This is a genomic window from Flavobacterium fluvii (assembly GCF_900129545.1).
Classification (GTDB): Bacteria; Bacteroidota; Bacteroidia; order Flavobacteriales; family Flavobacteriaceae; genus Flavobacterium; species Flavobacterium fluvii.
Genome location: NZ_FQWB01000007.1, coordinates 110,491 through 125,314, shown reverse-complemented (window position 1 = coordinate 125,314; position 14,824 = coordinate 110,491). Strand labels below are relative to the sequence as shown.

Annotated in this window: 11 protein-coding genes; 6 read left to right on the top strand and 5 right to left on the bottom strand. The window is 36.9% G+C overall.

What is annotated here, in order from left to right; genetic code table 11:
- Window positions 1-2 precede the first annotated feature (2 nt).
- Entirely contained in the window at window positions 3-695 is a 693-nt protein-coding gene (locus BUC16_RS14700; protein WP_073371562.1) for a DNA alkylation repair protein, read from the bottom strand.
- Between the two features lie 4 nt (window positions 696-699).
- Window positions 700-1,284 carry an acyl carrier protein phosphodiesterase gene (locus tag BUC16_RS14695; RefSeq protein WP_073371561.1) on the bottom strand — a complete coding sequence of 195 codons (585 nt, stop codon included), beginning with the start codon at window positions 1,282-1,284 and terminating at the stop codon, window positions 700-702.
- A gap of 92 nt (window positions 1,285-1,376) precedes the next feature.
- Between BUC16_RS14695 and glmM the strand changes: the two genes are divergently transcribed.
- Window positions 1,377-2,771, top strand: coding sequence for a phosphoglucosamine mutase (gene glmM / locus BUC16_RS14690; RefSeq protein ID WP_073371560.1), 1,395 nt, complete (start codon window positions 1,377-1,379; stop codon window positions 2,769-2,771).
- 206 nt (window positions 2,772-2,977) lie between these two features.
- Window positions 2,978-5,992, top strand: coding sequence for a LamG-like jellyroll fold domain-containing protein (locus BUC16_RS14685; protein WP_073371559.1), 3,015 nt, complete (start codon window positions 2,978-2,980; stop codon window positions 5,990-5,992).
- Between the two features lie 301 nt (window positions 5,993-6,293).
- On the opposite strand, the gene BUC16_RS14675 is transcribed toward BUC16_RS14685, so the two are convergent.
- The 3 genes from BUC16_RS14675 to BUC16_RS14665 all read right to left on the bottom strand — a co-directional run bounded on the left by BUC16_RS14675 (window position 6,294) and on the right by BUC16_RS14665 (window position 10,307).
- Complete coding sequence (locus BUC16_RS14675; protein ID WP_073371557.1) at window positions 6,294-8,828, bottom strand: TonB-dependent receptor; 2,535 nt, start codon at window positions 8,826-8,828, stop codon at window positions 6,294-6,296.
- Window positions 8,815-9,729: a FecR family protein gene (locus BUC16_RS14670; protein ID WP_073371556.1), complete on the bottom strand. Its 915-nt coding sequence runs from the start codon at window positions 9,727-9,729 to the stop codon at window positions 8,815-8,817. The genes BUC16_RS14675 and BUC16_RS14670 overlap by 14 nt, the downstream gene beginning before the upstream one ends.
- Before the next feature lie 62 nt (window positions 9,730-9,791).
- The gene (locus BUC16_RS14665) at window positions 9,792-10,307 is read right to left on the bottom strand and encodes an RNA polymerase sigma factor (RefSeq protein WP_073371555.1); all 516 of its coding nucleotides are present in this window, start codon (window positions 10,305-10,307) and stop codon (window positions 9,792-9,794) included.
- Window positions 10,308-10,567: 260 nt separating this feature from the next.
- On the opposite strand from BUC16_RS14665, the gene BUC16_RS14660 reads away from it, so the two are divergent.
- The 4 genes from BUC16_RS14660 to BUC16_RS14645 all read left to right on the top strand — a co-directional run bounded on the left by BUC16_RS14660 (window position 10,568) and on the right by BUC16_RS14645 (window position 14,779).
- Window positions 10,568-11,611, top strand: coding sequence for a hypothetical protein (locus BUC16_RS14660; protein WP_073371554.1), 1,044 nt, complete (start codon window positions 10,568-10,570; stop codon window positions 11,609-11,611).
- Between the two features lie 268 nt (window positions 11,612-11,879).
- Window positions 11,880-12,461 (top strand): porin family protein, encoded by a 582-nt coding sequence (locus tag BUC16_RS14655; protein ID WP_084546283.1) that lies wholly within the window; start codon window positions 11,880-11,882, stop codon window positions 12,459-12,461.
- A gap of 480 nt (window positions 12,462-12,941) precedes the next feature.
- A complete protein-coding gene (locus BUC16_RS14650; RefSeq protein WP_073371552.1) occupies window positions 12,942-13,709 on the top strand; it encodes a membrane metalloprotease in 768 nt (255 codons plus the stop codon).
- A gap of 287 nt (window positions 13,710-13,996) precedes the next feature.
- The gene (locus tag BUC16_RS14645; protein ID WP_073371551.1) at window positions 13,997-14,779 is read left to right on the top strand and encodes a sulfite exporter TauE/SafE family protein; all 783 of its coding nucleotides are present in this window, start codon (window positions 13,997-13,999) and stop codon (window positions 14,777-14,779) included.
- Window positions 14,780-14,824 lie beyond the last annotated feature (45 nt).

The window sequence follows — 14,824 nt, the reverse complement described above, 5'->3', positions numbered from 1 at the left end:
TGTCACAAATTTAACCTATTTGAAAATAACGGGATGTTTTTTAAAGCTTCTTTTTGGCTTAAATTTTTTAAATTGGTGTGGATCACATAGTTCTTTACCGCTTCAGGATTTGTTTTGGCGTATTCTCGCAATGCCCAACCAATGGCTTTTTGAATGAAGAATTCGTTGGAAGTTTTATGTTTTTCGCATTCCGATTTCAATAAGTCGAAATTGGTTTTTTGTTTGTAATCCAATTGAAAAAGAATCGCACTTCGGTTGAGCCACATATTGTCGGAATTCGAAAAAAGTTCAATAACATTTTCGGTTTCCAATGGATGTTCAAGTAAATAGTGTCCCAAAATATATTTGGCAATCGTGTCCACGCTGTCCCACCAAGAGTTGGTGACAATGATTTTTTCAATGAGTTGGATGTCTTCTTTTCTGTAATTTTTTTTGAGTTCTTTTATCAAGATTTCAATGCCGCAATACTGTAATTCTCTTTGTGGTTTCGCGAAAAGCTCCCAGGCAATTGCTCTTGGGTTTAGGGTAACTTCTTGTTGGTTTTCCTTCCAGATGGTTTTAAAAATCAATCTTCGGTCTGCTGTTTTTATTCCAAAAAAAGGAAAATGATTTCGCATGTATTTTGCCATTGCGGAAGCATTTTCAGAATCGCTGTTTTTTTGAAAAGCTGTTTCTAATGATTGGATGAAAGGCATAAATTTATAAAGTTTGTATTTTTTGGTTTGAATGTATTTTTATTTCTTCGAAAAAAGCAGTGAATTCAGTTTCGAATTCAGTATAATAAGTGTTTAATTCAGCAATAGCGAATCGCATATTCGAATCGCGTTTCATTCGATTGTCCATTTTTGCCAAAACATTTTCTATGCCTTCGATGGTTTGATAGCTTAACAGCCAGTTTTGGGCAATTAAATAAGGCAGCATTTTTTGGGTTTTCTCATTCAGAAAATTATGATTGTCCCTTAAAGATTGGTAAAAACGTTCCGTGAAATCTTCCAATTTTTCATCCGAATAGTTTTCCCAGTTTTTTGCCAAAAAATGGTCGTAAAAAATATCCACGATAATGCCGGAATAATGATGGTAATTGGCGTGAAGTCGTTTGGTACTTTGGCGAAAAACAGGATGTGCATCCGTAAAAGTGTCTATTTCTCGGTGCAGAATGATTCCTTTTTGAATTTCCATTGGAAAAGCGTCAAAATGTTTCCCGTGGATGCCGTCGGCCATAAAATTGCCGATTTTCATCAAATCATTGTCTCCAGAAAGGTATATGTGGGCTAAAAAATTCATTTGACCAAATTAGGGATTTTTAATGACTATTTTAAACGACCAATTATTATATTTGTCGTTCGTAAATCTAAAATCTAATATCGTAAATAAAAATGACTTTAATAAAATCTATTTCAGGAATTCGAGGAACTATTGGCGGAAAAGTAGGGGACAACCTGACTCCGGTAGATGCAGTGAAATTTGCTTCGGCTTATGGAACCTGGTTAAAAAATACAAACGGCAAAGACAACAAGAATCTAAAAGTTGTTGTGGGGCGTGATGCCAGAATTTCTGGCCCAATGATTCATAATTTGGTGGTAAATACTTTGGTTGGTTTGGGTATTGACGTGATTGATTTGGGGCTTTCCACAACGCCAACGGTTGAAGTTGCCGTTCCTTTGGAAAGTGCCGACGGAGGAATTATCCTTACCGCTTCCCACAATCCAAAACAATGGAATGCCTTGAAACTATTGAATGAAAAAGGAGAATTCCTGAATGGTATCGAAGGAGAAAAAATTCTTCAAATTGCCGAAGCGGAAGCATTTGATTTTTCGGATGTGGATAATTTGGGTGAAATTATTGAAAACGGGGCTTATATGGACATTCACATCGATGAAGTATTGAACTTGCCTTTGGTGGATATCGAAGCGGTTAAAGCAGCTAAATTCAAGGTTGTGGTTGATGGTGTTAATTCATCGGGAGGAATCATTATTCCAAAGTTATTGGAATTAATGGGGGTTGAAGTAGTGAAATTATACTGCGAACCTAACGGACATTTCCCTCACAATCCAGAGCCTTTGAAAGAACATTTAACGGACATTTCAGAATTGGTTGTCGAAGAAAAAGCGCATTTAGGAATTGTTGTGGACCCGGATGTAGATCGTTTGGCTTTCATTTGCGAAGACGGAGAAATGTTTGGCGAAGAATATACTTTGGTGGCCTGCGCTGATTATGTGTTGAGCAAAACGCCGGGAAATACGGTTTCGAATATGTCTTCTTCCCGTGCTTTGCGTGATGTGACCAATTCTCATAACGGAAGTTACCAAGCCAGCGCAGTAGGCGAGGTGAATGTGGTGGAATTGATGAAGAAAAACAATGCCATCATTGGTGGAGAAGGAAACGGTGGAATCATTTATCCTGAATTGCATTACGGTCGTGATAGTTTGGTGGGTGTGGCGCTGTTCTTGACCCATTTGGCTTATAAAAAAATAAGTGTTTCTGCTTTGAGAGCTTCCTATCCGGAATATTTTATGAGCAAAAACAAAATCGAATTGACGCCACAAATTGATGTGGATGCTATTTTGGTTGCCATGACCGAGAAATACAAAAACGAAGACATCACGACTATTGACGGTGTGAAAATTGACTTTGCAGAGAATTGGGTTCACCTTAGGAAATCGAATACCGAACCTATTATCCGTATCTATACTGAAGCTGCTTCACAAGAAAAAGCCGATGCTTTGGCATTGCGAATTATAGACGAAATAAAAGCAATTGCTGGAATTTAAAAGTTCTGGTTTTAAATTTAAAAATCCTTTCAGAGAGCAATCTCTGAAAGGATTTTTTTTATTAATAAAAAGGGCTTGGTGTTTAATTTTTTTTTGTAGATATAATAAAAAATCCGGAACAGGACAGGACAGGATAGTCTCTATTTGGTATATAACTAAATTAGCGATAACTAGCATTAACTAATAACCAAATTACAGCTAATTTTATGAAAAAAAATACTTCAACATTTAAGCATCTGCTTAAATTTTTTACGATTTGCGGGTTGATGATTCCTTTTGGGGAATTGGAAGCCCAAACATTGGCATTCCCGGAAGCTACAGGTTTTGGTAGATACACCACTGGAGCAAGGGGTGTGGCTAATCCCCAAATTTATTTGGTAACCAATTTGAATGATAGTGGACCAGGATCTTTTAGAGACGCTGTTAGTCAAGAAGGTCGATTTGTAATATTTAAAGTTGGAGGAATTATTAATACCTTATCTCAAATAGTGATAGCTAAAAACACGACCATTGCTGGGCAAACTGCAACCGGAGAAGGAATTGTACTTTTAGGTTCGAAAGTTACTTTTACAGGAGCAAGCAATACCATATCTCGCTATATTCGAATTCGTTTTGGAGCAACTACTCAAAACCAAGACGCTTCAGGAATATCTAACGGAGCCAATATGATTTTAGATCATATGTCATTTTCTTGGGGTACAGACGAAGTGTTTTCTATCAGTGATGATGGCAAGGGTACGCCTATTAATAATATAACCGTTCAAAATAGTATTATTGGTCAAGGAATGCATCGCCACAATCACTCTGCGGGTGGTTTAGTACAACCAGCAGGAAGTGTTAGTTTAATCGGAAATTTATATATCTGCAATAAAACGCGAAACAATAAAATAAAAGGTATTAATGAGTTTGTAAACAACGTGGTTTACAATTGGGGTAATTATGGAAACACGTATGGTCATACCGAATCTGGTGATGCCTATATTATGGGAGGTGATTCTGTCGGTACTTCAGATGTAAATATTATCAATAATTATTTTATTGGAGGTCCTAATACAAGTACCAGTATTTCAAGTCCTTTCAACAGAGGAAATGCAGGTTTTAAGTTATATGGGCCAGGGAATTATTTTGATAATAACAAAAATGGAATTTTGGATGGTAATTTAGTTCCTCAGGATTTAACAGGGTTTCCTGTAGAGGATATGTCTTCCATTCTGGCAACACCTTATGATTATCCAATGAAAAATCCAACACTCACGGCTCAAGATGCTTTTGATAAAGTTGTTGCAAGCGTAGGAGCATCTTATCCAGCACGTGATCAGGTTGATAAATTAATGGTTTCTGATTTGGCCTCTAAAGGAACAACAGCAACTTATCTTTATGTTCAATCGGATTTGACAAAAGCTCCATATAATTTCTCTAATGGTGGAGCAGGACATGTTTATGGTGCTCCAGCACCTTTGGATACAGATAATGATGGAATGCCAGATGCTTGGGAAGATGCCAATGGGTTGAATAAAAATGTTGCCGATGCCTTGGCGGTAAGCACCACCAATGCGCCTTATTTGAATATTGAAGTTTACATCAATGGACTGGTAAATGTAACGCCACCGGATTTTTTCATTCCACCATCTAATGTGAATTTTACCAATGTTGCCTCAACAGAGGTGCCGGCGGAAAGTTCCTTGACCGTGAATTGGAACGATAATGCTTCCAATGAAACCAATTATGTATTGGAACGTTCCACCGATGGGACCAATTTTACGGAAATTGCCACATTGGGGGCAAACGTTACCAGCTACAACCAAACTGCCTTGACGCCGAATACCCTTTATTATTACAGAGTTAAAGCCGTTAAAGGCACGGAATCATCTGTTTACAGCGAGGTAGCTTCGTTGACCACGCCTCCAATTCCATCGGTGCCAACCAAGGCAACGACACCTAATCCAAGTTCAGGATTTACTTTTGTTCAGTTGAATGGTGGTAATTTAACTGTGAAATGGTTGGGTAGTGCAAACACGACAACCTATGCGGTTTATTTTGGCACTGATCCTTTAAACTTGAGCAAGTTGGCAGATGTGGCTTATGTTGCCGCTCCATCGTATCTGCTTACAGGTTTAAGTCCGGCAATAACTTATTATTGGAGGATAGATGCCACTAATGCCAAAGGGACAATGACTGGCGATGTGTGGAATTTTCGTGCCTTGACTCCAGAACTTGTGGGGCATTGGCCATTCAAGGAAATGGCAGGCGAGGGGCAACAAATCGCGGATAATACAAGTTATGCCAATAATGGACAGTTGGATGCGGCTTTCGACAATAGTACGGTGAGGGTAGCTGGAAAAGCCGATAAAGCAATAGATTTTGCAACATTGACGCCCAACAAGCTCATGGTGAGCATTCCAAGCCAAGATCAAATTTTGTTTGACAATAATTCTTTTACTGTTTCATTTTGGATGAAGGCAGATGCCAGTTTATTGCCGGCAACCAGTCCAGTGGCGTTAAGTTCTTACATATTGTGCAAAGGATCGATGACAAAAAATGCCACAACAGGTGCGACGGGTAGGAGGTTTAATGTAGAGATTAAAAGCAATCAATTGCGATTTGCGATAGATGATGATAAAAACAAAACAGAACTTAATTCAACACAAGTAGCAACTAGATATTATAATGGAGCTTGGGTCAATGTGGTTATTGTGAGAGATGTTACCGGAGCCAAATTAAGAATATACACTGATGGTGTTTTAACTGGCGAGAGAGCCGATGCAACAGGAACATCAGTGGGTATTGGAGAGCCAACCGATTTGGTAATTGGCAATATCGGGGCACTTGAATTGTACGCCAATACTACCCCGGCACCTTACAAAGGATTGTTCGACGAACTTAAAATGTTTAATTACGCATTAACCGCACCAGAAGTTACGGCTTTGTACAACCAAGCCGTTTTGAGCAATGAAAAATTCAGTCAAAATAACCTTGGCGGCACGGTATATCCCAATCCGGTAAAAGACCAAATTTTCATCAATATTCCAGGGCGAAAATTGTCCCAAGCGACAGCTACCTTAAGTGACATAATGGGAAGAATTGTACTTAGAGAAAAGATTGTTTCTGATGCAAATGGCCTTTTTACTTTAAATATTGCCGACAAAAAAGTATCCGGCATTTATGTGTTGAATGTTACCGGAGAAGATTTCAACAGTAATTTTAAAGTTGTGGCTGAATAAAACAATCTTTTTGCCATTGCAAAATCCTTTCAGAGAGTACTCTTTGAAAGGATTTTTTTTTTTTGGATTGACAATGGCGGTTATTTATTTATGTAGCTATTTAGGACTATGAAGGGCAGAATAAAAAAAAACATAAGTAATATTAGGAATCCAAGTTTTGTCAATTCCAAAAACCGACTTAGATTTTACTCTAAAGCGGTTTTTTGTATTTATAAACTGGGTCAAAATCAAAAATATTCAAATAAAAATTACAAACCGAATGATGTTTTTAATAAACTGGGCGACGAATTGGTTTAGAGCATTAAAAATTAACCCGGAAACTTATATTTGGCGTCAATCCCAGTGATTTGTTGTCCACTTGAACCGCATCATTGGAATCGTTTGGATTGACTTTGTAATAACGATTGATGACATTGTCTTGATTTGTAACATTGATTACGCCCGCAGTCAAGGATGCTTTGACAAATTGGGAAAGATTGAAATTATAATTTAAAGAAGCATCCAACCGCATAAAATTGTCCAGATTTTCACTGTTCGGAGAATCGTAATTTACCATGGTGGTATTTCCGTTTTGTATCGTTTCATCGCCTTCAACCGGTTTTGTGTAAGGCAGGCCGTTTCTCCAAATACCGCCGACAGCTATTTTTAGATTTTTGTATATGTTGTAATTCAATCCCAGTCCCATTGAATGTCTTATGTCGACATTGTTGGGAAAAGTAGCAGGGGTGAAGGCATCAAATTCATAATTATTGGTACTGAAGGTATAACTTACCCAAGCACTGTATTGACGGGCTGTTTTATTAGCCAAAAATTCCAATCCTTTGGCAGTATAGCTTCCATGTGCATTTTTAAACTGAAAGTTGTTGTAGAAACCCTGGTTGGAAGCCGTAATTCCATCAACAATTTTATAAAACCCAGTAGCCTCAATATTGAGTTGGCTTTGATTGAATTCCACACCAAAAGAACCTTGTTTGCTCGTCGCTATAGGGATTTCATTATCGGTAACCAAAACCCAACGTCTTTTTTCCACACCTAAAAAATCATCTTCAAAATCCACGATTTGGGTAGTGGATTGGTTTTTGAATTCGCCTTCCAATTTCAAGGCAAACTGATTTGATAATTTTTGCCTGATGTTGATTCTTGGTTCCACCAAAAACTTTTCAAATTTTTGAAAATAATTCAAACGCAATCCAACTCTCAAATAGGTGTTTTTTTTATTGTATTCCACCTCCGAAAACAAGGCGTGATTCAACAAAACATCTTTTTTGGTGCTTGAATAAAACGGGGCACTAACGGTGGTTTGGTTCAGCATTCCGGTTTCATTAAATTGGTAACCCAACAAGAAATTTAAGTTGTCGCTGGATTTGTAATGGGCGTTTAGTTTTGTTCCCGTTTCCAGAACCTCATTGGCTTCAGTCAAGCGCTGGTCGGTTTCCACCCTGTAATCGCTGGCATCAATATTGTATTGCGAAAAGTAAGTAATGAAATTGGTGCTTAATTTTGGATTCCATTGCGCTTTCCAATTTCCTCCGTATCCCATATTTTTCTGTGACAAATTGCTGGTTTTAGATTCGGTTTCGTTTGAGTTTGTGAGACGTTCCGAATAATCCAAAGCGTTATTGATGCCTATGATGTTCGCTCTAAATTGATGCTTTTCATTCAAATCAAAAAGTAATTTGGCGGTATAGTCATAAAAGTAAAAATCGGAAGAGGTGTCATTCTGTTCACTATCCGCATTGATTTCCGTGTCTTGAAAACTTCGTTCAAAATATTTGGTGTACGTTGGAGATTCAAACAAATCGGTAATGGAGCGACGTCCTGAAACATGAAGCTCCAATTTTTTGGTTATTGGGATTTCTAAAAAGGCATCGGCGCTAATCAAGTTTATTCCTCCTCCTCCAGAGAAAACATTGTTGACAACATCCTTGGTTTGCATGTTTATGGTACTGGAAACGCCGTCGCTATATTCAGCACTTGTTCCGTTTTTACTGACGACAACTTTGTTGGTAAGATTGGGATTGTAAGCAGATATAAGCCCAAAGAAATGACCGGAATGATACATTTTGATATTATCCCAAAGCACTAAATTCTGGTCGTTGGTTCCACCGCGAACATTGATATTGGCAATACTTTCATTGGCACTTTCTACACCGGGAAGCGCTTGTATGGACTGCAAAATGTCGGGGTCTATCAATCCGGGAAGAATGCCGAATTTTTTTGTGTTCAAAACCGTGCTTCCATCCAGGTATTTTTGTAATCCGGAAGTCAAATAAGTTTTAATTAAAACCTGGTTCAACTCTTCATTTTTTGTGGAAAGGACAATTTCCTTGCAATTGTTTTGTGCCGAAAACAACTCGTTTGCCGTGAATTGTCTGGATTCAAAACCCAAATAGGAAATGGTAAGTGTTGCATTAATTGGAATATTTTGGAACTGAAATTTTCCCTTTTCATCCGTGACGGTACTTTTTCCAATACCGTTTACAATAACCGAACCTCCTATTAGTGGCGATTTTTTTTCATCTGAGAAAACAATTCCACAAACCGATATTGTTTTGTTTATAACCGAAACGGTGACATATCGATTGTCCAGGGCTTTGAAATTCAGGAGTGTTTTCGAGTTCAGATAATCAATGGTTTCCTGTAACGAAAAGGAAGTATTTGGTTTTTCTATTGCAATATTGGCGACATCTTCAACTGCATACGAAAACTTGACGTTGAATTGTTTTTCGATGGAAACGATAATCTCGGTTAAAGGAACTTTTTTGGCTGTATTTTGTCCATGACAAATACATCCGATACAGAGCAACAAAGAAATCAGCCATTTATTTAGCATCATAATTGTAAAAAATAATGGTTTTGCCTTGAATCCTGTAACTTAATTTTAGAGGTATTGTAACGGCTTGAAGCGCTATTTTTTCATTGGTATGCGTAAAACTTCCCGTGAACAGTTTTGAGGTGTCCACGCCTTCAAGCTTGATTTTTATGTCGTATTGACGTTCCAATTCCGCAATCACCTGGTCTAGTGGAATGCTGTTAAAACTAGATTCCTTTTGGATCCAAGAAGGGTTTTTGGCATCGAAATCTTCCAGATTTTCGATAGTGCCGTTTATCACTCGGAAGGTTTTTCCGGGAGGTAATTTGACGGTTTCATTGTTGTACGTTACGCTCACCAAACCTTCGTAACAATTGACTTCAAAATAGTTTTTGCGTTCTTTTACATTAAACTGTGTTCCTAAAACTTTGACGATTCCGGTAGCGGTGTTTACGCTGAAAGTTTGTCCTTTTTGTACCTTGAAATAGGCTTCCCCTTCTAATGTTAAAGCTCTTTTGTCAGCCCATTTTTTTTCGTTGAAACTTAATTTGGATGCAGCGTTTAATATCACTTCGGAATTATCCGGTAGTGTAATTGTTTTTGTTTGTGCTATTTGGGTTTCAAAAGATTTGATGTTGTTAAAAAACAAGAAATAGGAAGAGGTTAACATGATGGCCAAAACTGCGGCAACTCTATAGAATGTCTTGAAGTTTAAAGTCCTGATTTTTGTTTTCTTTTTGGAATGGTTTCTGGCCTTGAAGGCTTCCAAAGCAGCTTGGGCATCCACTTTTGGAGTTTCCAATTGTGATGCATAATGGGCAATCTTTTCAAGTGTATCAAAATCTTCGGATTGTTTTAAATCTTCCATTTCTTGGCTTGAAAGCTCATTATTCAACCATTTTAATATCTCTTTCTCGTTTTTCATTATACGACTTCTATGTTAATAAGACAACCAACTTTAAGATTACCCTACAGTTTAATGACTAATTAAATATTTTCTATTTGGGCTCTTAATATTTGCAGGGCTCCCGACATTCTTTTTTCCACTGTTTTTTGCGAAATGTCGAGTAACTCGGCTATTTCCCGGTACTTTTTTCCATCTATCCTGTTCAACAAAAACACTTCTCGTTGTGGTTCGCTTAAAGAGGCTATGGCTTTTGCCAGTTTTTGCTTGAATTCTTCTTCTTCCAATAAATATTCGGGGCTTTGATTGTTGGTGTCCAAATTGGGTGCGTCTTTGGCATATCTCAATACCACTTTTTGATGCTTTACGTTGTTCAGGAATAAATGGTTGATGCTGGTGAACAAATAGGTTTTTACTTTACCAAAGTCGATTTTGGAACAATTCTCCCAAATTTTGGCAAAGGCATCCTGCACCAAATCCAATGCCGCTTCATCATCGCCACATTTGTAATACGCAAAATTATTGGCCGATTGCACGTGCTTCAAGTAAAAATCCCTAAAGTGATTTTCGTCGCAAAGTTTACTGTTTTCGTCGCTCATTTGGTATCTATTCTTTTTTGTGTAGGTTGTAAAAGTAAATTATTTTTTCAAAAAGCAGTTGAGTTAATTATAACTCCTTTTTCATAAAAAATATTTTAAAATGTAATTTGCTGTTTTTTAGTTTTTTGTGAATTTATTTGTAAAATTTTAGATTTTTTGTAAAATTTTGGTAGGGTAAAAAGGGAGGTAGTTGTCTTACTTACAGAAAGGCGGTGAAAACATCGCTTGTGAAAATAAAAAATATACTAAATTTGAAAATTATGAAAAATTTGAAAACCATTACAGGAGTTGCATTGATGATACTAATCTGTTTTACATCATGCCAAAGTGAAATCGATGACGTACAGGGACAAAATCCCAATACGAATTCAGCCAACTCGACCACAACCAATAACCTGGAACGTACTTCCATGTATGATGGTTCATTTGATGATTTCTTGGATGGAGCATCATGTTCTTCCATTTTATTGCCTGTTAGTGCCAAAGTAAACGGAGTTCAAGTTTCTATTTTGAGTCAATTGGATTACCAACAAGTTATTTCCATTTTTGGACAGTTCAACAATGACCAAGACACGGTTGTGTTGCAATTTCCTTTCAAAGTTAAATTGAGTAATTATACCGAGGCTACGGTTAATAACCAAACGGAGTATAATGCCATTCTTAATGCGTGTACATCGGCGGAAGCCTCAGGTGAAGATGCCATTTCTTCGGTAAATATTACATTCCCCATTACAATTTTAACGTATAATTTAAGCTTGCAACAAACGGGAAGTGTCGTGATTACATCCGAACAGCAATTGTATGCGTATATGTCCAATGTAAGCAGCACAGAATTGTATTCGGTAAAGTACCCAATTTCAGTGACAATTGCTGATGGAACTAAACTGACGATTTCAAGTGACGCCGAATTGCAAGCCGCCATAACTGCTTCTCTAAAAACGGATGCAGCGATGGAAGCAGCTGTCGAAAATTCGAAAAAACTGGAAGCCATCCTTGTCAACGGAAAGTTTAAAGTAGATTCATTTGTGAGCGCAGGAGTGAACTCAGCAACGAATTATAAAGATTATACAGTGGATTTTGCCAATAATTTGTCGGTATCTGCTGTAAATTTGTTGAATACCACTGTAAATGGTACCTATGCGGTAAGTTCACAAGTAGATGTTTTTCTGAATCTAAATTTTTCGGGTAATGCCTCGTTTTTATTATTGAACAATAAATGGAAAGTAACAAGTTTTACTGCAAGTACAATATCAATGCAAAGTTCAACCAATGCCGCTGTTACATTAGTGTTAAAACAAATATAGGCACAGCTTGACTGGTTTTTAAAAGAACAGCTGCCAAATTTGATGCAGCTGTTTTTTTAAAATAAACGCATAATTTATAAATAACTATGAAGAAATAATTACTGTACTAATGGCTTGAGGTATTGGTCATCAAAAACAGGATATGATATTTCAAATATGGTTTCAGGCAGAACAGCACCCCAATTGGATGTGCAATGTATAGCAGATCTCTATGGTAAAGGTGGAAAATAGAAAATATAATTTGAATAACTTTAAAAATAGAAAACAGATGAAAGTAAAATATATAACACTAGCTTTATTTTTTGGTATAATAGCAACGATAAAAGCGCAAGAAAATACAATCCATAAATCAAATGCAGGCATAAAAGGAGGTTATAATCTGGCTGCCGTAAGTTTTGATGGAGATGGAGAAACAGAACAACGACACAGCTTTCATGTAGGGGTTTATGGTGAGTCATTTATTAGCGAGAGTTTTTCTATACAACCAGAATTAATGTATTCTCAACAAGGATATGTGATTACAGATAGTAACGGAACATTTACCCAAAAATTGAATTACATCAATTTGCCGCTAATGCTTAAAGCCTATCCTTCGCAAAACTTCTTTTTGGAAGCAGGACCACAAATTGGATTGGCTGTTTCGCATAAAGAGGAATATGAAGGACTTTTTAGCAGTTCCCAAGAGTTTGATCCCAAGAGTTTTGATTGGGGATTTAACTTTGGTGGTGGTTTTAAAACAGATTCTAGCATCAGCTTTGGCGTTCGTTATCACCTAGGTTTAGGAGATTTATATGATGAAAGTAAAGCATACAACAGGGTTTGGCATTTCTCTATAGGCTTTGATTTATAAAATTAAACGCTATGCACTAAACTTTCAAACGAAAAAAAAACAAAATTGCAAATACTGAATTTTATGCCCAGACTTATGACATTAATGGAGACCATAATCTCTTTGTTTTTTAATTAAATTGGAAGCTGAACTTGATATTTGGTACGACAGAAAATGCAAGAAATGGTTTGAAATGCAGTATCGTTTAGGTTTTTCATCGGATTATTTTTCTAAAACAGACATCAATTTTTTAATGGACGGAATGTTTATCACGAAAGTCAGGATTTTTAAAAAATATTTACCTTAGGCATTATGCCATATTGAAAGGAGATTTGTTGGAAACCCCTTTGAAACCTTATTACAAGCAAACTATTTTATTGAGTTATGCCAAAAGTTTTTGAATAAGTGTCTGACCTTAAAATAATGAAATTTATAATAAGTACTATTTTTTTGAGTTAATTTTATCATAGAAAATCAGTCATAATTAATATACCTAGAATCTTGAGAAAAATATTAGCAATTTTAACTATAGGGTTTGTCCTGTTTGTTTCCTGTTCGAGAGAAGATGATCCAATAGATAGAGGTTATGTCGTTAATCCCATTACCAATAAACAAGCAACAGGAAGTTCTTCCAACGATTTGTTGTCGGATAAAAAGTTTACGAGTATGGTGATAGAAGTGGTTTATGTCACGGGATTTGAACCATCAACGGCAGCCATTAATAATTTTGTGTCTTTTATTACGGCAAGAACTTATAAACCGAATGGAATAACCGTTCAAAAAAGAGCGATTCCATCTCCTGGAAAAGCAACTTTCACGGTTACGGAAATTGCTGAAATAGAAAAAGCCAACAGAACCAAATACAATACCGCTGACCAAATCGCGGTTTGGGTACTTTTTGTGGATGGAAAATCATCAGTTGACACCAGTACGTCTGTTGTTTTGGGTCAGGCTTATTGGAATACCTCTTTCGTTATTTACGAAAAAACAGTTCAAGGTTTGAGCGACAGTCCATTGGAACCCAATAGAACTTTGATTGAAACCACTGTAATTACGCATGAGTTTGGACATATTCTGGGTCTTGTCAATTTGGGAGCTACCATGCAAACCAATCACGAAGATACATCCCATCCCAAACATTGCAATGCATCGACTTGTTTGATGTATTGGGAATCAGAATCAGGTAAAAATTTTTCAAATATGGGATCCACGGCACCACAGTTGGATGCCCAATGTCTTGCAGATCTCCGTGCCAAAGGAGGAAGGTAAAACGACAACCACAATGTGCAACAAATTACTACCTTAAACACCAAAAAGAGCCTAAATTAATTTTGCTGTTTTTTAGTTGTAAAGCATTAATTATTTTAATTACATTTGTCCCATAAAGTCTATTTGATTGATGGAACTTGTGGTGAATATTTAGTATTTTTTCATTTATGATGAGTTTTTTTTTAAATCATGTCCATAATAATGATATTTAGTTACTGAATTTAGTATTTGATGAATGGTTTTATAATTTAAAAATAGATTTTGGTTTAAAAAAATAATAAGTTTTTATGGATTTTGAAATAGGGTTGGTAATTGCAGGTTTGGTGGTTGGTTTTATTGTTGGTTTGACTGGTGTTGGAGGAGGTTCGCTCATGACTCCTATTTTATTGTGGTTCGGGATTAGTCCCACTACTGCCGTTGGAACCGATCTATTGTATGCTGCCATAACCAAATCCGGTGGTGTCTATGTTCACAATAAAAAGAAAAACATTAACTGGACTATTACAGGTTGGCTTTCATTGGGTAGTATTCCTGCGGCCTTGTTGACATTATACATACTTCACGTTCTAAATGCTGATACTACAGCCTTGAATAATGTAATTAAGTTCAGTTTGGGTTGGGCGCTGGTTATAACTTCCGTTGCCATTATATTCAAACATAAAATAATGGTATTTTCACAAAAACATGCCGGTGATAAATTTCATAAAGAAAGTAAAACACAAAATGTATTGACAGTTGGCATTGGTGTTTTGTTGGGGGTGACCGTAACTCTTACTTCCATTGGAGCGGGAGCTTTGGGAACGGTAACGCTCTTTTTTCTGTACCCACTTTTGCCAACGCCACGATTGGTGGGAACCGAAATTGCCCACGCCGTACCTTTGACGCTTGTTGCAGGATTGGGACACGCCACTATGGGGAATCTGGATTTAGTTTTATTGGGACAGTTGTTGTTGGGATCGCTTCCCGGTATTTATATTGGAAGTATGTTGAGTGGAAAAGTGCCCGATTTAGTGCTTAGAAACGCCTTGGCCCTGATGTTGCTTACTGTGGGGTTGAAGTATATTACCTAGATTTAAAAAATAGAATCAACCAAAGAGGCTGTCTATTTTAGACAG